General features: G+C 38.1%; 24 protein-coding genes. 8 read left to right on the forward strand and 16 right to left on the reverse strand.

What is annotated here, in order from left to right; translation table 11 throughout:
- Positions 1-301 precede the first annotated feature (301 nt).
- Positions 302-2,872, forward strand: a complete 2,571-nt coding sequence (locus MHZ95_RS17490; protein WP_239392078.1) for an EAL domain-containing protein — start codon at positions 302-304, stop codon at positions 2,870-2,872.
- A 188-nt stretch (positions 2,873-3,060) separates the two neighbouring features.
- Here the strand turns inward: MHZ95_RS17490 and MHZ95_RS17495 are convergent, their stop codons facing one another.
- A complete protein-coding gene (locus MHZ95_RS17495) occupies positions 3,061-3,528 on the reverse strand; it encodes an SRPBCC family protein (RefSeq protein ID WP_239392079.1) in 468 nt (155 codons plus the stop codon).
- Between the two features lie 224 nt (positions 3,529-3,752).
- The gene (locus MHZ95_RS17500) at positions 3,753-4,601 is read right to left on the reverse strand and encodes a pyridoxamine kinase (protein WP_239392080.1); all 849 of its coding nucleotides are present in this window, start codon (positions 4,599-4,601) and stop codon (positions 3,753-3,755) included.
- Between the two features lie 225 nt (positions 4,602-4,826).
- Between MHZ95_RS17500 and MHZ95_RS17505 the strand changes: the two genes are divergently transcribed.
- The 3 genes from MHZ95_RS17505 to MHZ95_RS17515 all read left to right on the forward strand — a co-directional run bounded on the left by MHZ95_RS17505 (position 4,827) and on the right by MHZ95_RS17515 (position 7,062).
- Positions 4,827-5,378 carry an ECF transporter S component gene (locus MHZ95_RS17505; RefSeq protein ID WP_239392081.1) on the forward strand — a complete coding sequence of 184 codons (552 nt, stop codon included), beginning with the start codon at positions 4,827-4,829 and terminating at the stop codon, positions 5,376-5,378.
- 231 nt (positions 5,379-5,609) lie between these two features.
- Entirely contained in the window at positions 5,610-6,098 is a 489-nt protein-coding gene (locus tag MHZ95_RS17510) for a sigma-70 family RNA polymerase sigma factor (RefSeq protein WP_239392082.1), read from the forward strand.
- 13 nt (positions 6,099-6,111) lie between these two features.
- On the forward strand, positions 6,112-7,062 hold the full coding sequence (locus tag MHZ95_RS17515) for a YobA family protein (RefSeq protein ID WP_239392083.1): 951 nt from the start codon (positions 6,112-6,114) through the stop codon (positions 7,060-7,062).
- Between the two features lie 172 nt (positions 7,063-7,234).
- On the opposite strand, the gene MHZ95_RS17520 is transcribed toward MHZ95_RS17515, so the two are convergent.
- From MHZ95_RS17520 to MHZ95_RS17560, 9 genes are all read right to left on the reverse strand, one after another.
- Positions 7,235-7,447, reverse strand: a complete 213-nt coding sequence (locus tag MHZ95_RS17520; protein ID WP_239392084.1) for a hypothetical protein — start codon at positions 7,445-7,447, stop codon at positions 7,235-7,237.
- 102 nt (positions 7,448-7,549) lie between these two features.
- Entirely contained in the window at positions 7,550-7,747 is a 198-nt protein-coding gene (locus MHZ95_RS17525) for a hypothetical protein (protein WP_239392085.1), read from the reverse strand.
- A 33-nt stretch (positions 7,748-7,780) separates the two neighbouring features.
- The gene (locus MHZ95_RS17530; RefSeq protein WP_239392086.1) at positions 7,781-7,918 is read right to left on the reverse strand and encodes a hypothetical protein; all 138 of its coding nucleotides are present in this window, start codon (positions 7,916-7,918) and stop codon (positions 7,781-7,783) included.
- A 168-nt stretch (positions 7,919-8,086) separates the two neighbouring features.
- Entirely contained in the window at positions 8,087-8,302 is a 216-nt protein-coding gene (locus tag MHZ95_RS17535; protein WP_239392087.1) for a hypothetical protein, read from the reverse strand.
- Between the two features lie 750 nt (positions 8,303-9,052).
- Positions 9,053-9,862: an abortive infection family protein gene (locus MHZ95_RS17540; protein WP_239392088.1), complete on the reverse strand. Its 810-nt coding sequence runs from the start codon at positions 9,860-9,862 to the stop codon at positions 9,053-9,055.
- 321 nt (positions 9,863-10,183) lie between these two features.
- Positions 10,184-10,765, reverse strand: coding sequence for a hypothetical protein (locus MHZ95_RS17545; RefSeq protein ID WP_239392089.1), 582 nt, complete (start codon positions 10,763-10,765; stop codon positions 10,184-10,186).
- Positions 10,766-11,670: 905 nt separating this feature from the next.
- On the reverse strand, positions 11,671-12,489 hold the full coding sequence (locus MHZ95_RS17550) for a hypothetical protein (protein WP_239392090.1): 819 nt from the start codon (positions 12,487-12,489) through the stop codon (positions 11,671-11,673).
- 636 nt (positions 12,490-13,125) lie between these two features.
- On the reverse strand, positions 13,126-14,505 hold the full coding sequence (locus MHZ95_RS17555; protein ID WP_239392091.1) for a M20/M25/M40 family metallo-hydrolase: 1,380 nt from the start codon (positions 14,503-14,505) through the stop codon (positions 13,126-13,128).
- Positions 14,506-14,566: 61 nt separating this feature from the next.
- Entirely contained in the window at positions 14,567-15,607 is a 1,041-nt protein-coding gene (locus MHZ95_RS17560) for a tetratricopeptide repeat protein (protein ID WP_239392092.1), read from the reverse strand.
- A gap of 206 nt (positions 15,608-15,813) precedes the next feature.
- Here MHZ95_RS17560 and MHZ95_RS17565 point away from each other — a divergent pair, with 206 nt between their 5' ends.
- Complete coding sequence (locus tag MHZ95_RS17565; RefSeq protein ID WP_239392093.1) at positions 15,814-16,083, forward strand: hypothetical protein; 270 nt, start codon at positions 15,814-15,816, stop codon at positions 16,081-16,083.
- A 584-nt stretch (positions 16,084-16,667) separates the two neighbouring features.
- Positions 16,668-17,213, forward strand: coding sequence for a DUF6155 family protein (locus tag MHZ95_RS17570; RefSeq protein ID WP_239392094.1), 546 nt, complete (start codon positions 16,668-16,670; stop codon positions 17,211-17,213).
- Between the two features lie 823 nt (positions 17,214-18,036).
- Here the strand turns inward: MHZ95_RS17570 and MHZ95_RS17575 are convergent.
- Both MHZ95_RS17575 and MHZ95_RS17580 read right to left on the reverse strand, forming a co-directional pair.
- Entirely contained in the window at positions 18,037-20,130 is a 2,094-nt protein-coding gene (locus MHZ95_RS17575) for a sensor histidine kinase (protein ID WP_239392095.1), read from the reverse strand.
- Positions 20,105-20,791: a response regulator transcription factor gene (locus MHZ95_RS17580; protein ID WP_239392096.1), complete on the reverse strand. Its 687-nt coding sequence runs from the start codon at positions 20,789-20,791 to the stop codon at positions 20,105-20,107. The genes MHZ95_RS17575 and MHZ95_RS17580 overlap by 26 nt, the downstream gene beginning before the upstream one ends.
- A 240-nt stretch (positions 20,792-21,031) precedes the next feature.
- Here MHZ95_RS17580 and MHZ95_RS17585 point away from each other — a divergent pair, with 240 nt between their 5' ends.
- Complete coding sequence (locus MHZ95_RS17585; protein ID WP_239392097.1) at positions 21,032-21,634, forward strand: hypothetical protein; 603 nt, start codon at positions 21,032-21,034, stop codon at positions 21,632-21,634.
- A gap of 200 nt (positions 21,635-21,834) precedes the next feature.
- Here MHZ95_RS17585 and MHZ95_RS17590 read toward each other — a convergent pair whose 3' ends face one another.
- Positions 21,835-22,149, reverse strand: a complete 315-nt coding sequence (locus MHZ95_RS17590) for a DMT family transporter (RefSeq protein ID WP_239392098.1) — start codon at positions 22,147-22,149, stop codon at positions 21,835-21,837.
- A gap of 1 nt (position 22,150) precedes the next feature.
- Complete coding sequence (locus MHZ95_RS17595) at positions 22,151-22,489, reverse strand: DMT family transporter (RefSeq protein WP_239392099.1); 339 nt, start codon at positions 22,487-22,489, stop codon at positions 22,151-22,153.
- A 436-nt stretch (positions 22,490-22,925) separates the two neighbouring features.
- On the opposite strand from MHZ95_RS17595, the gene MHZ95_RS17600 reads away from it, so the two are divergent.
- Positions 22,926-23,759: a polysaccharide deacetylase family protein gene (locus MHZ95_RS17600; RefSeq protein ID WP_239392100.1), complete on the forward strand. Its 834-nt coding sequence runs from the start codon at positions 22,926-22,928 to the stop codon at positions 23,757-23,759.
- Between the two features lie 312 nt (positions 23,760-24,071).
- Here the strand turns inward: MHZ95_RS17600 and MHZ95_RS17605 are convergent, their stop codons facing one another.
- Positions 24,072-24,281: a hypothetical protein gene (locus MHZ95_RS17605; protein WP_239392101.1), complete on the reverse strand. Its 210-nt coding sequence runs from the start codon at positions 24,279-24,281 to the stop codon at positions 24,072-24,074.
- Between the last annotated feature and the right edge of the window lie 343 nt (positions 24,282-24,624).

Raw genomic sequence — 24,624 nt, forward strand, 5'->3', positions numbered from 1 at the left:
TCCATTGTTCATTAAGCAACGTACAGACGGAGATTCTCAGGAAAAGTTTCAAACGTTTCGAGTTAGGGAAAATTTATGCTGAAGTTCTCAAAAAAGGAAATAGGTATGGCGTTTCGTTTTTATCGGCTCTCAGACTTAACTAAGGCAGATTCCTAAATGAAGACAAAATGATCTAATTATTGACGATATTATAATCATACAATAATATATTTCTAGTGAATAAATGAATCCATTCTACTATTTACGGACTTTGTGATGTTTGTATCACTATATCAAAACAACTTTTTGAAAGGTGATGAATATGAGTAAAATTCCCTCTCGCTTTGTAAAACCGTCGCCTATTTCTAATAACAAATCATTGACTGATTCAGCCAAACACCTGGATCATTTTGACGAGTTGATCGATTTTGGGTTGTGGAAATATGATGTTCGCGCTGATAAAGGAATTTGGTCCAAAAAAATGTTTGAAATTTTTGATATGAAAAGCAACAAGGCCCCATCCCTTGGAAAAGTGCTTGAGAGAGTGCATGTTGGCGACCGTGGCCTCTTCCTCGAATGGTATGAAAAAGTAATAAAGGATAAAAAAGGTTCTCGCTTTGCCTATCGGATTGTTGATGGGGATGGAAATTTAAAGTTTCTCGATCAGGCGTGTGATGTAGTTATAGATGACAATGGTACCGTCGTTCAACTCATCGGGACAACAATCGATCGATCAGAGAAACAGAAAATAGAGACCGCTTTCGAGAATTATATTCATAAAGTACGAAAAGTCACTGAAGTCATCGAAGCTGGTGTATGGTCCATGGATAGACGGAATGATTCGATGAATTTCCAGTCACCAAGGCTTTCTTTAATTAGCGGATATGAATCGATCAACCCGTCGATTGACCGGAATACATGGCGGAATATTATTCATAAAGAGGATGTAGCAATATACGACAGAAGAAATGAAGAAGTGAAAACGAAAAACGTGCAAAGCATTGAATATCGGATTATTCACAAAAGCGGGGAAATCAAATGGGTGCGGGATGAAGTTATTCCCACATATGACGAAGAGGGTAACCTACTATCAATCGAAGGGGTCATTACGGATATTACAAAACATATGGAGCACGAACAACGTATGACCTATTATGCATATCACGACCATTTAACGGGCCTACCAAATCGTCGATTATTTGAAGAGAAATTAATGGAAATTATGGAGGATGCCAATGCAAATCGTAAAACATTCTCTGTTCTTTATATGGACCTAGATGGATTTAAGCGGATCAATGATACGTTAGGGCATTTAATAGGCGATCAATTATTAGAGGAATTCTCGAAACGGGTTAATCTGACCATACCCGAACAGACCCTCTTTTCCCGATTCGGGGGGGATGAGTTTGTAATGGTTATTCCAAATGATAGTGGTAATCAGAAATCTGTTCAAATAGCGGAAAAGCTGTTGGAAAACCTTCAGAAGCCTTATGAATTTGAGGATGTGGAGTTATATGCAACGGCTAGTATCGGGATATCCACCTACCCTTTTGACGGTGATAATGTAAAGACGTTGATAGAAAATGCCGATAAAGCACTATATCTTGCAAAGGAGATGGGAAAAAACACATACCAGCTATTCATGCCGTCTATGAATGTGGAAACATACAAGTTATATACGCTGGACCAAGACTTGCGCAAAGCGATGGAAAGAAATGAATTTACGCTTCATTACCAACCCAAAGTAGAGCCCAAGTCGGGATTGATGGTTGGCGCGGAAGCATTGATTCGTTGGAATCACCCTGAATGGAAATTGGTTTCAGCCGGGGAATTTATACCTTTATCAGAAGAAAATGGCTTAATATTTCCGATTACGACATGGGTATTCCGTTCAGTGTGTGAACAACTTAAAGCTTGGATTACGGATAAGGTTGTACCAGTCCCTATTTCTATCAATATTTCCCCAAAACTTTTTTTGAAAGTCGGTTGGGAGAATGAATTATTACAAATCATCGAAGAAACAGGAACGGATCCAAACCTATTGGAACTGGAAATAACAGAAAGCGAACTTATAAAAAATGACGAGTCTTTTGCTAATTCAATTAGCAAACTGAAATCATCTGGGATCAAAATCTCATTGGATGATTTCGGCACAGGGTATTCTTCCCTTTTTTATTTAAAGCAATTTGAGTTGGATACACTGAAACTTGATCGTTCCTTAATTACCCCACTCGATGAAAAATCATCCATCATCAAAGCGGTGATCCGTTTAGCACATGATATGAATATGACAGTGGTGGCTGAAGGCGTTGAAACAGTTGAACAACGTAACTTCCTATCTCAACAGGAATGTGATCAAATACAAGGCTTTCTATTTAGCAAGCCGATTCCTCCCGAAGAGTTTATTAAATTTCTTAGACAGCCCATTCTCCGCCCAGATAAAGAACATTCCCCGACATTCGAGAAAGAAAGACGAAAAGGATTTAGGATTGAAACAGCCTTCCCGCTTTCCGGTGAAATGATGATTATAAAATACAAAGGAAATTATGTGACAACTGGTTCGACAGAAATATTAATTGAGAATATCGGAATAGGCGGTCTTGGTTTCATGTCCACTGTGGATCTACCTGTAAACCCCGATATTTTAATGGATTTCAAGACAGAGATTTTAGGTGAAACAATCGTTGTGACAGGATTCATTGTATGGCGTAAAATGGTCGGGGAATTTTTCCAATACGGCATACAATTCATTCATGACGAAGCTAGACAACAATCCTTTATCAAATTATTAAAGAAATTCGCCAACCAACTCCAAAAAAATCCTGTTCCAGCAAACTGTCGATTTATGAAAAACAATATATATAAGCATTTATCTGAAATACGTAATAGCTGATGTTTATCTTTAAACTTATGATTAGAAATTGAGTAGCGCAGTGAGTCAAAAGTATCCTGTTAACATAAAACATTCTAAGGTTCCTAGTTCTAAACAATTCCGTACTGTATTAGATCCAGGAACCATTTATTCATTGTCTGAAATACAAACCAATTCTGGGAAAACTGTTCATACGTAAAGCCACAAAATTAGGTCGATCCATATTTCGGCGCTTCGGCAACCCTTTTCACCTTTTGGGCATGGCCGGCAATAAAATGGCTCATATATTTTTTCAAAAATAAATGATCAGCCACTTTTCCCAGAATGCCTAAAGGGGACTTAAATGAGACCGTATCCTTCATGATCGTTTCTGTACCTTTTTCAATAAATTCATGTCTATGTGTAAAGGAATGAAAGGCCCCATGAACCATAACATCGGTGAAGCTGTTCGGCTTCATCATTTCAACAATTTGAGACGTAAATTTTTGTTTCATCCCCAAATGGCTCGTTTCCCACGTCACGAAATCGCCCCGCTCCATCAATCCAAACGTAACTCCATCAATGGCGAGTTGTTTCGTCAGCAACGTTTTTCCTGCGTGAACTTCAACAGTTCTTGCCAGGTCGAAACAAACTTGGATGGGGGCATGGATTGAAATTTCATGTTTAATGATTGGCATGATATCACCCTTATCTGGTCTACCTATAGTGTGACGGTTCTTATGAGTAGCGTACAATTAGAGCTTGTCAATGGCAGCTAGTATCGGGTTTTAAGTTATATTTTATGCAAGTATCGTGCAGTGCATATCATCCCAAAAGAAAACCAACAATGCACAAAGGGACTTGCCCGAAAGTCAGTGAAAACCGACTGCTGGAAAGCCCCTTTGCTAAGTTTTATCATTCCTTAAAGCAACATTCGCAAAAATTGTTCGAAATTCACGCCTGCCTCTCTTGGAATTTGTTTCTTAGACGTTGCTTCAATTGCGGCGGCTAAGAACGTCTCAGCAAGCTTCATCGACTCTGCTAAATCTTGCCCTCGCATATGACCACCCATGATGACTGATGCAAACAAATCCCCCGTTCCGGAATAGTTCTCTCCATTATAGTCAAGGAGACTATGAAACGACCGATTGGCATCCACATACATATTGCCTACATAGCGCTTGTTTGGAACTGCTGACGGCGGATTCAATCCCGTTATAATGACGTCCGCTCCAGTTGTATGTTGCAACTGCTGCCCCGCCTCCTCTAGCGCTTGAATATAATCCGAAGTGCTTTGATAGCTCTGTAACTTCTCATACGACAAACCTGTTAGCAAGCAACACTCTGTCACATTTGGCGTAATAATATCTGCACACTTCACGAGTTCCTTCATACGATCGAGCAAATCGCCTGTAAATATTTTATACCCTTCCCCCATATCGCCCATTACCGGGTCGACAAGCAGTGTCGTTTCGCTCGAGTGAAAGACGTTTAAAAACTGAAATAGGTTATCGATTTGCTCTCTTCCTGTCACGAAACCTGTATGAATGCCATCAAAGGTTGCGCCAAGCTTGCTCCACTCCTCTACAAAACAACCCATTTTCGACGTTAAATCTTCACCATAAAAGCTCGGATAATCGGTTTGTGCTGTAAAAATCGCAGTTGGCAATGGCACTGCCTGAACACCCATTACGGACAATACAGGAATCGCAGCCGTTAACGAGCATTTCCCAAAAGATGACATATCCTGAATGACAGCCACTTTTTTCATCTTTATCTTCCCCTAACTCCTAGGTACTTGTTCTGTCTTCATCGTATCACAAGAAGACGGAGACAAAAATACACCTTCTAAAATTGGAAGTAGAAAGGTGGCTTTCCGTGAAAAACAATCTGACCTTAAGAATTTCTACGAAAGTGACACTTTCCCAATGGTCAGTCCTTTGCTAAAGTTACAGTAATCAAAAAATTCAACTGTAGTGAGGGAGATAACATGCAGATGCAAAATATACAAAATCAGTCCTATACCAGTACGCGGACGAAAACATTTGATTTAGTTTTAACAGCGATTTTAGCTACGCTGGTTTTAGTTTCAACATTGTTTCTTAATATTAAGCTTCCGATCGGCCAAGGCGGACTTATCCATTTAGGAACATCCATGCTTTTCATCTCGGCGATTTTATTCGGTCCTAAAAAAGGAGCACTTGCCGGTGCTATCGGAATGGGATTATTCGACGTCTTAGGTGGCTGGATGATCTGGGCGCCTATTACAATCGTGGCCCGCGGATTACAAGGTTACATCGTTGGTAAAATCGCTTGGTCGAAAGGATATCGAGGCGACAACACTAAATTGAACATTTTAGCAGCAATTGTGTCTATGCCTCTCATGATGGCAGTCTACTATGTTGGCGAAGGATTCATGTACAATAACTGGGTAGCGCCATTAGTCTCGATTCCAGGGGATATCATTCAAAACATAGTCGGTTTACTCATCGCGATTCCTGTCTGTATCATGCTGAAAAAAACACCGTACTTTAGAAGGAACTTTTAACTGATTTCAGCAAATTTAGGCTTCAAATACGATACCCCTTCTAGTGAAATACAAATTGCGAGACAATCGCAGTTCTATTCATTAGAAGGTTTTTTTGTCTTGATTTAGCAGAAAATGCTTGTTGATTGTCCTTTTTCAATCAAACTATTAGAATAAAATCGTTTTGAATTTGCAAGTACGACAACCTTTTCTACTTGAGCTCCGTTAATATTGTGAAGAGGCGGTGATGGTATGGACCAGGAAGAATTGAAAAAGATCATGGATGTACATGGCGAACATTTATTGAAGATGGCCTTTTTTTATTTACGTGACCGCGAGATGGCAAAGGATATCGTACAAGATGTATTTCTTTCCTTTTACACTTCGTCGAACTATGAGGAACGAGGGACTTTGCGTGCATATCTGACCAAGATGACCGTCAACCGCTGCAAAGATCATTTGCGAAGTTGGTCATTCCGGAATTTGCTGTTCACGCAGGATTGGGTAGAAACGATACATAAGCAACAGGATCCTCTTATTTTGAAAGAAGAGAGAACGGAACTCGCCATCACGATATTGAAGCTACCTATGAAGTATCGAGAGATTATCATTTTCTATTATTACGAAGAATACAAGATCAAAGAAATCGCCGCTTTGTTAGAGCTATCCGAAAACACCGTGAAGGCACGGATGGTGAAAGCCCGAAAGTTATTGAGGGAGAAGCTAAAATTCGAGGATTAGGAGGTGCTATCCATTGACTGAAGTGAAAAAGAGTTTAGATGCCTTGTCCGGAATCACGCCGGAAGACATAGAAGAAGTGAAACAAAGAGTGCTTTCCGGAAAACTAAGGAAAAAAAGAAGAAATCCGTTCCCGTTGACCGTTACCGCCCTAGTGACTGCAGCTGTCCTATTTTTCACATTCCATCTGCTGCAGGACGGTTTATCAACTGAGGGAAAAGAGGACTATGAGGTCAATGATTTGATCTATGACTTCATGCTTCGGACGGAATCGGATGGAAATGTAGACAGAGCCACGTCCGAAACGAAACAGGCCGTGTTACAAAGCCTCCTGCAAATAGACGCACTAATGGAATATGCAGAGTCACTTGGCTACAAGGAAGACACGAAGACCATCGAAAAAATCGTGGCGGAACAACGGGAAGCGTTCTATGCAGAACTGGACAAAGAAAAGGAAGAGAAAAAGAACTTGATCCTTCAAACGCAAGAAAAGAATTTCGGCATCTCGTACGATGACTATTTCAATGTCATTTTAAAGTGGACGAGCCAATCTGAGGAAGCACGTGAATGGCTCATTCGTCATCCACAGGAAAACAGCAAAACACGCGGCGAAGTGATCGGCTTGTTTCAAGAGAAATATGAGCGTGCCATTGCTGATTTCATGAAACAAAAAACGATTCCACCTTTCGATCTTTCCGTGAAATATGAGGAACTTACCGGAACAGTTGCCGCCATTGAAGATGACCGAATCCTTGTGACTCATGGATTCAAGGAGGATGTAACGTCAAAGGTAGATGAATTGATCGAGCATGGAGCGGCTTCCTATTTTATCATCAATTCCTCTCTAGGGGAGCTTACGCTTGGTATGAAAATAAGAGTCATCTACGATTCACTGGCAGTCCCGGTTTTACCAAGAGAAGAAATGCCGGTATACCAGTATGTGGCGGAATGGGAGAAGATTGATTGAACAAAGGTAGCAGGTTCCGATTGGATTTACGTGAGAATCTGGCAGCTTGTTGCTCCCCCTTTTCCTGCTATCATTTTGCAGGACTGGGGGGGTTGTTTACCATGGCTTATTTTCAGGTTATGAAATAAATAGAAATTGTGTTGGAACCTTCGCTACTCAACCCACTGTCTATTCAAAATGGCAAAGATTCATCCTCTATTTCCTTCAATTCGGAAGATCCCATTTCCTCCACCAATCCATCTTCATACGCCTCTTCCCATGTAATACCATACGGAATTCCGCCTTCTGTAAAGCCTGCGATAAAAAAGAAATGTTCATCCTGGCCAAATTCCTCGCCATGTCCTTCCTCCTCGTTTTGCTTCCGTTTTCGTTTATATTTCTTCACACTGAAACCTCCATTGCCAATGATTTTTCAAAAATAGCCTATCTCATTAACGAAACCAGGCCCTAAAACAATTTGTGATTTTCTTAGATGCTGGCACTTTTCTTAGTCTTCAACATCTGGCATTTTATTTGTTCTTTTGTCTATAGAAAAAGGCATCTCCGGATAATCCGCAACATCGTATTCTCCAATCGATGCCATGACGAGAGCATTCCGCAGGTAACTGATATTTTGCGAAAGCAGCTGATCATTGAAGTCCAACTCTAGCGATTGGGCAAAAAACTTCATATATATAGAAACCATTCGGATATTTCCCTCTCTATAAGGGTGTATTTTCTAAAGTTTGGCTATGAACTGAGAAAAATTTGTCGCCAAATCAGGATTACGATGGTTCCACTTCACACCAGCCGCCCATTCATAAACGCCAATAAGATCTTTCGGGATATTTTTATAATCACTATATTGCACACTCATACCAGCTAAGACTCTTTCGCTTTTTTGGATGCTTGAGATAGCAAAAAAATCGACTTCTGCAATTAGGAGTCGATGTCCAATAAGCTGGCAATCAAAATTTCGGCCTCTATGTTTATAAGTTCTTCTTCATTTTTGATGGCAAGTAAATTTCGTATTATAGGCACATCATCATATAGATATGGATCCATAAGAATCACCGACTACCCTTGGCATATTTTTCAAGAATGGCTTGTGTAGATCTGAAGCAGATATTCGTCCCTCTGTATATTCATCCAACAATCGTTGCGAAAAATCAGTAGGTTTTCCATCATCAATCGTAGCCATACCAACTGCGAAGCGAACCTGTTTTTCACGATCATAACAGTGCAAGTCCATTGTGCTCATCTACAACCCCCCTAACTGTTAGTACCTATATTATAGTAGCACAAACAATATGAGAAACCCTTGGCAATCGCCGCCGAGTGCAATTCTCTAGTACCGCTAGTGCACTCAAAGGTGGGCACAAGCACTTCATTAAGTCATACCTTCGCCACTCTTGCGTTCAACTTTTCTTCATCCACTTTCACATCGCCGTCCATGTCTATTTGAGGTATCCAGCCATGAACTCCGCCTGCTTCACAACAGCGCTTTGGACATTTTTATTTTCCCTTGCAGCAAGCAATTCAACAATTCGACAGTCAAATTCTTCTGCGGCAACACCTGTACTACGTCTAAAATATTAATCGAACAAAAACGAAATGTCCGGATTTTTAAAACCAAGTGATGTATAAATATCTATCATTTCATTTAACAATGAGGTGATTCAGTTGCTTGGCGATTTGCAAAGAGGTCTTCTTGGCACCTTCAACAAGAAGGAATTTCACAATTTCCGACTTCACGCATTGAAAGAGCGAATTTCGGCGTTCAGTCTATGTGCATTCGACTCAGTTGCACATAAGCTGAATGATTCCGCAATTCCATAGCAATCTACATGAAGTGCTTCTTGTAGGCTATCGGTAATGCCAATATAGTCGAAAATTATCTGAGTACCTAGGACTTTTCTATATATTCATTAGGCATTTTTAATGTCATAAAATATCTTATGAAAATCATTCTGCAGCAAGCCTCTAAATAATAGAAATTTGATATTAGTATTTAACCATTGGACTGAAGTAAACCTTTTTCACTCTGATATTCATAGGTTTGAAATAAGAAGCTAACAATTGTTTTTGCAGCATTGACAGTCAAAGCTGCATGATGAAATGAAGGGTTTGTAAGTCTAGCATGGCTATCCCCGCCTTCATTTCGAACTGTTGAAAGACCGTTGACTATTTTATATAGGCCTGTTATTATCTCTTTTAATGATTTATCATACTTTGGATTACTTGCATCAAGATTTAAATTTTGGGAAAGTGTATTAAATAACTGGGGTAATTTTGAGTTATTGCTGTTAAAATCAATTTCCAAAGTTTCAATGAGCTCCTTACAAACCCCTTCAACAAGGGTTTTTGCTGAAGTTATTGCACCCGCATAATCTCCACCTTTCATACGTAAGTCACAGTTTTCTAGATCTCTTAAAATGTTTTGAAATGATAATTCCTTCGGAACGTGACACTCTATTTCTACTATCTCGACCTCATATAAATTGTCCTCAAGATACGTTGAAAATCTATTGAAAACACCTGCTATATAACCTGAATTGTTATTATAATCATATCCACTTTCAGAATTAATCTCATTGATGAACTCTTTGACATTCCTAGTACTTTCAAAGAAATCAGGAAGTTCAATCCCTTTGTCTTTGCTAAGTTTCCTCATAATCAATCGTGCTTCTAAATAATCTCTGTCAGAAAGGTTCCCATTAAAGTCAAAATCAGTACTTTTATAACCAAATTCATGATATTGATTATATGTATCTATAAGACATGATTTCACACGATCTAATAATTTCACTGTTTCATTCATTTTTCATATCATTCCTTATTTCTTATTAAATACTACTCGGTACCAATCGAAGCATTTTTATTTGAACCTATTCACATCCAAAATTAGTTTGCTCTTTATTTGAACTAATTATTTCAGGCTCACCTATTGCGTTTATAAAAACTCATGCCCAATAATTGAAAAGTGGCGAGGGCTCCCCTTAGATATATTCGCACTTAATTTTTTTATTTTTCCTTAATATTCATGGTCAGCATATTCAGAATCGACCACTTTTTTACAAATAATTGCTACTATATAAGATGCTAAAGACATTAATGGTATGTGAAAGGTATAATCTCAGAATTACTTGTCCTGTAAATAATTATCGATATCATTAATAAATAACCTTAACAAATCTCCTGTTTTAATCTTCGAATTCTTATGCCCGGTATCCTTTCTAATCGCAATTAATAACTTCTCGAGTTCAAACATTGAATTAATATTAGTTCCCTGACTAACACCCTCTACTGCTCTTTTTCGATATTGTGACCATTGCGAGATAACATCATCTGATCCCCATATTAAAATTTTTTGTGTAAATTCACTGAAGAACTCAGTCATTTCCTCTTCAGTTATTTTCTCACCTTTACGACTAATTTCCAATATTTTAAAAATGAATTCAATGAATTCATTGTATATAGGGATTTTTTTATCCCTCATTTCTTTCTCTATCAAAAGTTTTCTTTCATAATATCTACCCAGCACGATAGAAATAAGCGTTACTAAGAAGGTTGTTGTTGCGGCTACAATTGCAGCGATTACCCCGTCATTTAAATTGGAAAAGGCTCGCCAAATTTGATTAATAATAAACCATATCCCAAAGACAATTCCGATAACTATTGAAAGAGCAAATAAAAATTGGAAAGTTTTCTTTAAAGATCTCATACATACACTTCCTCATCTTTGAATTTGAGATATTATATTTCGTATCCTTACAAATTCACAATATCTTCATTTGTTTTTATCAACTTTGATCATTATACCGAAAAAAATATTGGTGTTTCTTGTAAATAATCCTTATAGGGTGTATCAAGTAACTGGTCATTTTCTCGAGTCGGAATATAATTATGCAAATATGCACATGATGAAAAATTTATTCATGGCGAGTCCTTATTGAGTACTTCATAACTGGGCTTGTACAGTCATAACCTCTAAGTAGCCCATACATGATTCTTTCATGTAGTTTGGTGTCTAGCATATTCTTTAGCCTTTCATTTCTATTATTTTCAACATCGAAGGTCCTAAATTCCTTCTCTTGTGCAGCTATATCAGCACATGAATATCGAATAATATTAAGCTATCCGAATGATGCAAGAGAAGATAATTGGAGTATCCCCTCTTTCTGTTTAAAATCACCATTATATTCTGACCAGTGATATCGATATTGTTCATTTAATTGATGTAATGGCGATATTGATCACTGTAATAGACTTTAGCCGGTAACGATAGTCCGACCATTAGTTGAACTTTATCAGACTTTGTCTTTCCGCGTTCATCAAAAAATATCGTTAAATCAGTATTCCACTCAAAATGAAACTTCAATAATAATTCCTTTCCTCTTGACAAGGTTACATAATCCATTCAAACTTAGCGTACGATTAATAAGGAATGTCTTTACTCGTGGCGCTTAGTTCACGCGTAATACATTCTACGTAGGGGAACTGATGGCGCCTAGTCCGTCCGTTCCCTTTTCTATACTTTATTGATCCATATGAAATATAAGTTATAAAACAATTCGATATTATATTGGAGTCTTGCACCCTAAATTTATACCTTTTAAATCAAATATCTCACAAAGAAAGAAATTCTCCGTAATTCCTTGCAATAAACAGTTTTACACTTGCTTCAATGTTCATTTCAATTAAACGATTTGAATTTTTCAATTGAAATAATCGCAAGTTTTTTAGAAACGGCTGTAATTTATTACATTTCAATAACTTTAAAGTTAATGTGATTTTTGCTTTTCTCTTTCTTCCTGGGTTGATTGGATTATTTAAAATAAGTCCGACCATACCTAATAACAAATCAACCATTTCTACACCAACTTCTTCTCCCTTTGCTCTATAATCAAATTCATTGATGATAAATGACTCTCCCCGATATAAGGAATGGATGTTCAGTGCGTGTTGCATCCTGTTTGCTAAATCTTTAGATCGATATTCGGTAGCATCTTCTACTAGAATTTTTGCTTGTACCTGATTATGTTCGCCATACCCGCGTAGCAATCCGTAACAAATTCGTTCTGGAAGTTTCGTATATATCGTATCACTTGCAATGGTTTGCTTTGAATCATAAATATCCGAAAACACACCGGCTTGTAGTTCTAAAGCTGACTTGGAATAATTAATAAAGTTCATTTGAGTATATGGAGCAAGCGGTAATGCCAAGTCAAATAATTTTTCAATACCTATTCTAGTTTTTGAATATCCTCCATACTCCGTCCAGTGGAATTCATATTCTTGATTTAACTGGTGTAAAGGATTAAAATCCGAATGATAATAGATGGAAGATGGAACACAAAGGGCTCCCATTAACTGAATGGGATCACTACTCTGTTTACCGCTTTCATCAAAACAAATAATTAAATCCGTGGTCTTTGACCTTTTCATGTAATAAGCACCCTCTTTTCATTGCTTGACAACATGTATATATTCCTGCGATAATGAATATCATAATAGAGACACGTATAACTCATGACACTCGTACATGCGTTTGCGTATCGGAGAAAGGAACTCATGTCATTCGTACATGCGTTCCTTTTTGATTTTTTCCGTTCAATAAATATATTAAAGAGAACTTTAAATTTTGCGTCTTAATCAACAAAATCAGAAGCTGTTGTAATCAGCAGAAAACAAAAGAGTTTATTTAAACTACAATGGACTGATACAGTAAACACTCCATTGTTTCATCATTCACTTTGTCGAGTTGTCTACTTCTTTTATATTATCCATTATTAAACGGATTTCCCCGATATCCGTTGGCGTGATTAATTCATTGGAATCCTGTCAAGATTTTAAAGGAACGTATATTCTTGATTCTATCCTATCACAAACTATACTGTTTATACCAATAAATCAAAACTATCGATTCTTTCTGATATTCCTATTCAACATTCCAATCTTGTTATACAAAATAAAAACAGAGCCAATCACAAACATCGGCTCTGCATTGATAAACGTTACTATAAAATTAAATCAGTTTTTTCTTTTTCTGATTAGATATCTACTTCCCTGAATATCGTTCTCTCACATTACTCCCTGCAAACGATCCCGCCTTACAATCGCCCGGATGTCCTTCGCATACTCAAAAATACCTTCCAGCAACCCAACCGTGTGATAACACGCACCAACATCAAGCGTTTCATTGTCAGTATGTTCGTGCTGATAACCAACTGACAAATTGACACTTTGGATGCCATGGGCTGCCCAAATTCGAGTGTCACTACTGCCCCCAGCTGTACATGCCCATTTTACGTTGGTTGTTTTTGCTGCAATTTCTTCAATACAGCGGCCGAATGCCTCGTTGCAGAATGGAAGATAACCGCCACAAGATGTCACGATGTCCCCCTTCCCTCGGCGATCTACCACAAATGCAGCATCCACATCCCACAAGAAATACTCATCCACTTGTGAAGCTCCTACTAAACCGCATTCTTCTTTTACAGTCAATACAAACTTAACTTTTCCATTAAATGAAGACTGGGCTAAATTCTTTGCCATTTGGAGGATGACAGCAACGCCCGCGCGGTCATCAGCACCAAGTGTGCCTTTATCGCTACGCCAGATCCCATCTTCTTTCATAATCTTCCGCCCCGGTACCAATTCCTCAACGGTATCCAAATGTGCATTCAACATGATGACCGGTCCATTTCCAGTGCGATACTTTTTCTCGGCAAGCAGATTTCCATGCCGATCCGTGATGATCCGATCTACGAATGGTGTCAATTTTTCCTTTACCACCGCTCGTATTTCTTCTTCATTACCGCTTGCCCCGGGCACATTTAGTAATTCTTCAAGCATGGCATAGAACAGTTGCTCTTTTATGAAATCCTGACTATCATGCAGCCAATCCGGATTAACCAAACTTAACGACTCAGCCAGTTCTAGAAGAGATGCTCGATTCGTCCGCAAGTAGATCGTATCATGTGGCTTCCTTTGATCATTGACTCGACAATCAGTTCCCAATACCTTTAGCAATTCTGCCAATTGAGCTGCATTTCCATCTTTCGTTATGGAAATCTTCGGAGGTTGGCGATCATGACCGTCACAAGAGTAAACAGTCGGATAGCCAAGCCGCTCCAGTTGGCGAACAATACCGCTGATGTATGTATCAAGTTCCTGCAGAACAAGCTTTTCCTTATCCTCATAGCGTCCAACGCTTTCCGTAACACCTCGACCTTCCACGTCAAGTATAGGCAGAAAAATATTTTCATCGATCGGATGCTCCGGCAACTCAAGCATTGAACCAGCATACTTGTACTGCACGCCCGCCTCTTTCAAACTTTCAAACAGAAATGCCAGGTTCGCTTTTGTCTCACGACTGCAATCGAACAAGTTCTCCTCTACCTTGTCCATCACCCATCCATGCCGAACAAACAATTGACTCCAATTCTTCATCTTTTTCATATGACAACAGCTCCTTTTGATTTGGTAACTGTAGTATATAAAAAAGCCGATGACACCCATGTCATCGGATGTCATCGGTTCTCTGAATCACTAGATAAGGCTGAAATGAAGCATCATAGTAATAAGCCGTGTCACGCTTTTCCGTTTTGGGCACAGTGACAATCAACTCGCCCGGCAAACCAAGTTTCTTGAACTTTTCACGTATACGTTTGATTGTTTGGCTATATGTATTTGTGTCCAGCTCACCGACTTTACTTTGTAAAACATCTTGCATTACATGCTTCTCAGCCGGTTGAACAGGACTGGACCCTTTCATCAAAATGAGAAGAACTTCCGCAAGTCCGATAGATAGATTCACACGAAGCTCCCGATAGCCCAGACTGATTTCCGTCCCCGCCAAGTCAAGAAGAACATGATCTTGATACTCCACATCCAGTTCTTCGTACTCCGGCCTAGAACAATAACGCGTTTCTGAAGGGATAAAAACGGTGTAGGCATGTTTCATCAAATACCTATCATTTTCGGCAATCAATTCATATAAAGGAGAAAGCGCCAAACTACCGATTGTCTTTTCTTCCACATCGATATCCTCCGCCAGCTTCTCGCTCACCTTCTGCGCATCTGCTGCAATATATAACGCACAATTACTCAAATACAAATTCGCATTATATTGTTGCTGCTTGGAAAGGGCGAAATCACATTTCGGATTTTCTTTATGAAACCAAAGCGCCTTCTGAAAGTACTTAAGGGAAGCCGCATAGTCCTCTTCTTTATATGCAAGGAAGCCAAGTCTGTAATATGCCTGAGGGATTTCTCTATCATATTTCAGCGCTTTTTTTAACGTAAGCATGGCGGACCTATCATCCTGTCTGAATTCAGTTTTTAAATAGGTTCCGTATTTGACAAGATGTTTAATCAAATCTTCTTTAATTTTTCTTACACTATATTCGTTATCTTCTTCCTGGCTAAACTTTCTTAACAGCATCTCCTCAATTGCAATGATTTGGTTAAGATGATAATCTTCACCACCAGCCCGGGCATCGATCAGCTCTTCTCGATGGTCAAGAAGTTCGTCAATGGAGAGGTTTTTTAATGGTTTCATAAAATGGATCTCCTTATATAAACAAAATAAAAAAACACGATAAATTTGCTTCTAGATACGCTATACTGCTAATAGAACAATCAGGAGGACATCTTAATGAATATAATAAGAATTCTAGTGAAAACGTCAAGTACCTGCCTGTAGGGGTTGAAACACCCTTTGAGGACTCCTGCGGGCGGTACGATTCTCAAGGGAGGTTTTCACTAATGAAAAATCGTTCAAGTTCATATTATCGCTATCAAAGAAAGCGGGCAATCAACCGGAAGCTTAGGATTATAAAATATGCCTGGGGAGTGGATGAAACAGATGCTATCGTACATCCTTATATGAAGCATCCCGGCAAATTGTCTAAAGCGAAGCTGAATTGTTCCTGCAAGATGTGCAAACATGAAAAATATTATAATATTCCAAAACCGAACGTTAAATCCAAAACTGATTTAATGCAGTGGGATATTAAGCAATACTTTACTGAATAAAATGTATGAGACCCTTCTCTATTTTGGGAGAACGGTCTTTTTTGTTTTATAGGATATTGAAGTTGGTCGCTGTAGCCACTCTTGAAACATGCAGCTTTCACTATGCCGAATTTCATTCATAGGTGGCCGTTCTTAATTTATCGATTTCTGTATTTCACTCACTTGAGCTAAAGTAAGTTCAGTAATCTCCGCGATTGTTTCCAATGACATTTTTTCAAAATTAACTTCTTGGCGATTTCTCATTTTTCAAGCTCTATTCCTTTTTCCAACTCCAAATCAAAAGCATTCATAATGGTCGGGGAAGCATTTTCTTCATTGCGTATTTCCATTAATTCCCTACCCCGTCTATTCATTGGTTTGCAAAACACCTCCAATAATTAATTTCGGATTATTCCATCAACTTTAACATAAAGCGAACATACGATTCAATCATCGCTTTCCAGGATCAAAATTTGCCGTTCATATAATGATTTTCCTGTCTCTGTATCTCCAGTTCATCTTTCCTATCAATCACACGATTCATTTGATATATACTGTTACTATATCCTATTTAGTTAGGAGTTTATCAAAGGAAGGTGACTTTTATGAAGCTAAAAGTATCCGAATTAAAAAAGCAACTAAAAAATTACGATCAAAAACAACTCATTCAATTAATAGCCGATCTTTACAAAATCAATAAAGGCGTACAATCTTATTTATCTGTTCAACTTCTAGGTAAAGAAGCAATGACCGAACTTTTCCAAGAAGCAAAAAATAAAGTAGAGAATGAATTTTTCCCAAGTAAAAGTCATGGTAAATTACGTTTAAGTGAAGCGAAAAAAGCAATTTCTAATTTCAAAAAAACAACAGACAATCACTTGTTAACAACAGAGCTCATGCTTTATTATGTCGAGCAAGGCGTTAAATTTACTAATACATATGGTGATATTGACGAGCGTTTTTATAGCAGTATGGCAACGATGTATGAAAAAGTCATTACGATTTGCAATGAGGAAGATGAGTTTTTCCAACTTTTCAAGGGAAGATTGAAAAAAATCGTGACTGATACAGATGGAATTGGCTGGGGATTTCATGATCAATTGGCCTATTTATATGATGAATTGGATACCTATGAAGATAATGATGATTGATGAAAATTCAATCATCATTCCTCCCCTTTTGACAAAAATATATAATCCGGACAAACTAAAAGTACGATTAATAAGGATTGTCTTTACTCGTGGCGCTTAGTTCATGCGTAATGTATTCGTAGAGGAACTGACAACGATTAGTCCGTCCGTTCCTTTTTCTATTTCTTGTCCATTCTTGTTATACAAATAAAAACAGCACTACCTTTAGAAAAATTACGCACCGGTTTACGAAGGTTTGCTAAATATCGAAAATGATCATACGTTAGCTTCTTGGATTACTTTTAACTTAGAAAAGTTTTGGACATAAGCTAACGCACACTTCAAAGACATTTTGTAGCAGCTTGTTAAAGAATCGGGCGCATAATTGTCCAACAAATTCCTTTTGTCTACACATTCAATGGTGCCAGGCACGTAAACAAGACAAACCTTATCATTGCCTGACATCAAAATCACGAATGCTTAGTCCCATTGCTCCTTATGCCGTTTTAAACCTTCTTCTCCATAGATCGTGACCATGCTTTTGGGGTCCGTATATGAATAGAAGAATAGTCTTCGCAAACAATACAATTTCTGTAATCGGAGTCACTATTGAGTCTCAAGTAAAAGTAATCATCCTTCACCTGTGAGAAATCCCCTTATAGCCATTTTTTCAAAATCCCCTCTAACTCCGAATCCTTTTTCACAAAGCGTTTCAAGTAAAGGATGTTTTCCTTTGCCATTTGGCCCAGCAATTTAAAAACGACGTCCGTTTTGAACGAACGTCGGCTGGTTTTTATCTTTACAGAGTATCCCTTAAAAAAATAGAATATCTAAAACAATTTTCTTAATTCGGATTTACTATGTTGGAATTTAAATGTTTAGGCAGATAGATCATAGCTTTAAATAAATCCCCGTCTACAAGAATTTCGAATTTTCCTTTTTGAATTTCAATAAGATTCTTTGCAATGGAAAGTCCTAATCCACTTCCTTGACTGTTCCTGGATTCATCGCCTCTTTTAAAGCGCTCCATTAATTCATCTGCTGAGATATTCAATTCATAAGCCGAGATGTTTTTAAAGCTAATTCGGATCTCATCACCTAAATCCTCTATGTCTATATACACCCTAGACTGTGGAAGTGTATAGTTAAAGATATTCGATAATAGGTTCTCGATTGTTCTCCATAATAATCTTCCATCCGCTGTTACGTATACTTTTTCTTGTGGATAATTGAGTTTGATGTCTAAACCAGTTGCTTCAATTTTGTCATTCAATTCGCCAAGCCCTTGGGTAATCAAAGACACGATTGCAATTTTCTCTAAAGTCACGGGGATACTTCCACTTGAGGCCTTAGAAGCTTCAAATAAATCATCGGTTAACAGTTTAAGCCTTTGTGCTTTTTGATCAAGTACCTCAATATACTCTCCAACCTTGGCTTGGTCCTTTTCATGTTTCAATAGATCCACATAAGTGATGATGGAGGTCAATGGATTTCGAATATCGTGGGATACATTGGTAATCAGTTCCGTTTTTAATCGCTCGCTTTTTAATTCGTTATCGACTGCTTTTTTTAATCCATCGGTTATACTGTTTACATTCGTAGAAAGCCTTGCGAATTCTCCATTCCCTCCAACCTCAATCCGATGATGAAGATTTCCTTCCTTAATAATTTCAATTCCTTCCTGAATGTGTTGAAAGGCTTTCACCTTTTTAAAAGCAAACCAAGCTGCGATGCCGATTGTGATCGGGAACATGAAAAATGTTAAAGCGATCAATATCGGGTAGCCGATGACGATGAGTACTGTCTTTACGGCCATATTACCGCTTTTATATACATCTCCAATAAATTTCACTAATCGGGAAATCAACGTATAGAGTAATGTATGTTTGAATAGCGTTCTATTTTTTATATGCTTCACGAGGATTAAAATTAGAGAAAGTCCAACAGCAGCAATAAGAAACGTTTGGATTAGGATCATTATAGCCATATTTCTAAAAACATCATCTACCATGACGATCCATAGCGGAAACAGAAGAAAACATAACGCAAGATTAACGTCATTGTACAATTTATCTACTGGACGGAAGTGTAACGCTTGATCTTGAAATGACCTTCTGCCAACAACAGTTACCAGATAAATAAACGAAAGAACAAATCCTACTAAGTATGCAACTATTTTATATAAGCTTGTTGTGGCTATGGCTTTTCCTGCTTGCCACTCTTCCATTTTTTGATTTAAAAATGATTCCGAAAACGCTATAAAAACAACGGTGTTTTCGAGTTCTAATTCATCCATTTGTTCTGTAACCCAATGCAGATGTTGATTTTCCTCTGTTTCTTTTGGGTAAAACTCCCGTTTGTATTCATCAAACAACATATATGCAGGAGCAGTTTCGAACTGTTCCTTTTTAGTCCTTGTACTGTTCGCAAACTCATGGATGCCATCACTAGCATAAAATAGTGGCTCATATTCATCGAGATTTTGCGAAAGCATATGATACTGTCTCAAATCATTTTTTATCAACTGTTCTTTTGCTTGAGCAAGTTCGTTTTTATATTCCTCTTTAAAAATTTCGAAATTCTTATTTTCATCTAACTCATGCTGGTAATCTCTAGAAGGTTGAAACTCCGAATAAAACAAGTCATTTTCAACCGAATTCCATTCATCCTGACGAATGCTCTTGCCACTTAAAATAAATTCCTCACTCTTATACCTCCCTAACAATAAAGTAAGATCACGAATCAAACCCTCACTTTCCTGAATGTAAGCCGAGCTCTCGAAGTAATGATCTTCGGTGATGCTACCAAAATTCCCATCATTCACAATCTCCACTTCAACAAAAGTTTGTACCATTCCTGTTACACATAGAATGGCAATGATGAAAACAACCATTTTCGTTATGATCGAATGACTAATACTTTTCAACTTTATATCCAACTCCCCACACCACCTTCAAATACTTTGGTTCTGAAGGATTGATTTCTATTTTCTCTCTGATTTTTCGAATATGAACAGTCACAGTATTTTCCGGATTAAAGGCCGGTTCTTTCCATACCTTTTCATAAATTTCCTCGATGGTGAATACCCTTCCAGCATTTGCCGTTAGAAGCTTTACGATCTTATACTGAACTGGTGTAAGATGGACTTCCTCGCCATCGACCGTGACCTTTTTACTTTCATCATCGATCTCCAGTCCCCCGGATTGAAAGAGATTGCTCTTCGTTTCAAGCGCTCCAAATGTTGTATATCTTCTCAATTGGGATTTCACTCTTGCGATTAGCTCCAACGGATTAAAAGGCTTACCCATATAATCATCCGCGCCTATATTTAAACCTAGAATTTTATCATAGTCCTCAGATTTGGCTGAAAGCATAATTAAAGGAATACTATTTCTTTTTCTAATTTCCATCGTTGCACGGATCCCATCCATCTTCGGCATCATAATGTCCATAATAATGAGATGAATGTCATGTTCATTGATTCCTTCAATTGCTTCTAGCCCATTAAAGGCTTTGAAAACGGTATAGCCCTCATTCTCTAAGTAAATGCCGATCGCATCCACAATCGCTTTGTCATCATCGCAAACCAATATATTCATGTAAGTCCACTCCTAAATGTACGGTGCAACATGTCTTTCACTCCCTTTAGTATTTGCATAACGAAATCATATCAACCAAACCTTAACAAACACCTGATGTCAATCTTAAGATTTTCTTAACAAAAGATTTCCTCCGATAATAGTAAGGTTTTATTAAGAATTCTATCAAGCATTTCTTAAGTTTTCTTATTTATAGTCAAGATAAAAGAAGGGTAACGGATGATGGGAAGGAAGATAGCAATGAAAGAAAAGAAGATTTTTCTACTATTAACGGACACTGGTACGATGTTAACAAGACTGATTAAGGCCTACACGAAAATGCCCTATAACCATGCCTCGATCGGGTTCTGTTCCGAACTAGGAGAGGTTTATAGCTTTGGAAGGAAAACGGTTCATAACCCATTTATAGGTGGATTTGTTAAAGAGGATATTCATTCTATTTTGTTTCAACAAGCCGATTGTGCCCTCTATTCCTTAACAGTAACGGATTATCAAATCGAAAAGATGCGCGATTACATCCAAGTAATGGAAAAACAAAAGGAAACATATAGCTACAATTTTATTGGATTGTTTGGTGTAATATTGAAGAAACCCATCAAAAGAACGAGAGCCTTCTTTTGTTCCCAGTTTGTAGCTACTGTGCTAAAGGAAGGCAAGATCATGGACAGTGAAAAAGATTTTTCTTTGATCAAGCCCAGTGACTTGCCCCATTTGGCAGATTTTCAATTGGTATTTGAAGGGCGTTTAAAAGATTATCAAAATAGGGTTATGAAGGAAAGAATTTCACATAATTGTCATATTATTCCGGTTGAAATAGGAGCATCGTGGACGGATACAATTTGACCTATTTCGGGCTGTCCTTGTGACGCTAACAAAGAATAGCCTCGGTATCTCTTTACCAAAATGTCACAAAAGTTTTATATGTTCTTCTTGAAACTTTATGTGAAACCAGATTCTTCCGAGCGTCACTGTGCAACAAACCTTCTATGCGTCAGACTATTTCTCTCATGAGATACCCAAATTTCATTCACTAAAAAAGCATGCTAGCCAAACAACTTCAACCCGACCGCTCCTCCAATGATTAAGCAGAGGAAAAAGATTCGTTTCCAACCAGCCGTTTCCTTGAAGAAGAGTATTCCCATCGAAACCGCACCTGCCGCACCGAGCCCAGTCCAAATCGCATACGCCGTTCCCATCGGAATGTCGCGCATTGCAAGCGATAGAAACCAGAAACCGACCGAAAATGTACCTATAATAAGCACTAGACGCGACCACGACTTTTTTTGCAAATATAGATTGATCGCCATAACCCCGAAAATTTCTCCAAAACTGGCAATGATCAAGTAAACCCATGCCATCTCAATCGCCTCCTTCTACGTCATCCACGGATTCGACCGTCGTCATTTTGATTCCTATGACACCAACGATAATTACCGCGATGAAGATCACCTTAGCAATCGAAAAATCCGCATTAAATATTAGAAAATCAATTACGACAATCGCAGCCGCTCCTGAACCGGTGAAAACTGCATATACCGTACCCGAAGGCAGCGTCTCGCATGCTTTAATAATTGCATAGAAGCTTACAATAATTGCCGCAATTGTTCCTGCCCATTCAAGTGCAGTATCGGAATATCGAAGTCCGATTACCCAAAAAACCTCGACGATTGCAGCTAATAAAACATATAGCCAAGCCAATGAAATCCCCCTCATCATTCAACATGCCCCCATTATAGCAAACAGCTACAGGCTGGGCGTTTTGTTAGTTTCTTAATCGGTGCACGAATAATCAAACTTTTTAAGTCTCCCCAAAAATTAGGGGCGAAGGATTGGATGCGAGGCACATTTATGACATTTCATCGAATTGAATAAAAATGTAAAAAGAAGCCATCACAGTATTAGTTAGGAATGGCTTCAGATTTTTCGTTATGCAATTTCAGTAAATTTCCAGAGTCATTCAGCGCTCAGGCACCTGTTTTTTTAATCTGCCGTTACCTAGTAAAGGGTGCCTGGTACTTAAAACTCCACGTTCACTTCTTTTTGAATAATTTACCCACTTCCGTCAAAAATAACAATGGCGATAATAAATAGCCTCTGTTATCAACACGAAGGAATACAAAAAGGAGATGAATGGATGAAAGGTCTACTATTCAAGTGGTTGTTGGTTACGGAGTTATTATTTAGTTTTCATCTAACAGATATCATGGCTGTTTATGCAAATGAAGAACCCTTGATCAATGAATCACGACAATTGCCGATAGCGCTCATACAAGATGATCAGGAAAAAGATATGCCTGACCAGCAGCCTGTTGACCTAAGAATTTTACAACAACGGTATCCAGATATATTTTTCTTGCAAGGGCCCACCGATCAAAAACGAGTTGCTTTAACTTTTGATGATGGTCCTGACCCGCGTTTTTCAAATGATGTATTAGATGTATTGAAACAGTACAATGTACCAGCAACATTCTTTGTGTTAGGTTCAAAAGCCACTGCTAATCCTGAAATTGTCAAGCGAATGCAAAACGAGGGTCATGTAATCGGAAACCACTCGTACTCCCATCCTAACCTTGTCGAAGAAGCCGACCTCGATACCCTAGAGCAGGAAGTAACTAGAACGGAGGACGCTCTTAACGGTATTATTGGTTATCGGACAAAATTATTTAGACCACCATATGGCTTTTTATACAATGAATTAGTCGAAAAGCTACGCGACATGAACTATTACGTGATTGGCTGGTCGGTTGATTCGTTGGACTGGCAGGAAGAGCCGCCGGAAGTTATTGCTTCAAATGTATTAGACATTATTCATCCAGGCGCGATTATTCTTATGCATGATGGAGCTGAATCGGATGGTGATCGAACCAACACAATCAAATCGCTTCACCAAATTATCCCGACACTGCAAGAGCAAGGGTACGAGTTTGTCACAATTCCGGAATTGTTGAATATTCCCTTTAAGAAATAGAAGGTCTCTCTTCTATACTTAAGTAAGAAAAAACATAGGGAGATTTTAGTCTTCCTATGTTTTATACATATTAGTTATCTGTGTGTTTTTGCTTTTTTTTCAAATACTCCGCACGTATTTTTTCCAGGTGCTGCTTTTTATCAAATTTGGCCGGCTTGTTTTTTTCATGATACTTTGTCACAGCCGATTTTCCTTTGTTATCCAATTGATATTTCCCCACTTTGTTCACCTACATTTCTTTTCTCTTCTATAAAGAGAACCTATTCAATAAATATAATGTACCTAATTTTAATGAAGTATACCTTTTACCTTTCAAAGCGTCCGAGTAATTATCAATTTCCTGTACATTGCAGCTACCTTTACATTTTCCTTTTCCCAAGCTTCATTTCTCGGAACAGGAATGTTAAATTGTTTCCTCATTTCGGCCATTAAAGCCGCTAGTTCAATATCTTTACGTGGTTGATCCGAAAGAATAATTTTCTCATATTCTCTCTGAAAATCCATTAGTGATTTTTTTCTCATTGTTTGTTCCTTCCTTGACCCACTACCTTCTTTGAAGTCGCGATTATTTCTGGCTATAACTTTGCCTTCCTGCGTTTACGAAATAAGAATCTGTTGCATTAAGAATAACAGTTTTCCCTAACCTTATATAGTGGGAATGACAAACAAGGATGATTTTATATCCATAGCAGTACAGACATGAATTTCATCAATTATTTCTACAAAAGTTGCTATGAACCTCCCCCACTTAAAACGTTCCGTTTTTGAAGTGGGGGTTTCCTACCAAATGAATGGAAATGCTCCAACAAAGAATGTGGGTGACACGTTCTTTTTACGGGAATTCGTAGGGGTCGGTTTCATTCAC

This window comes from Sporosarcina sp. ACRSM (assembly GCF_022346545.1).
Lineage (GTDB): Bacteria > Bacillota > Bacilli > Bacillales_A > Planococcaceae > Sporosarcina.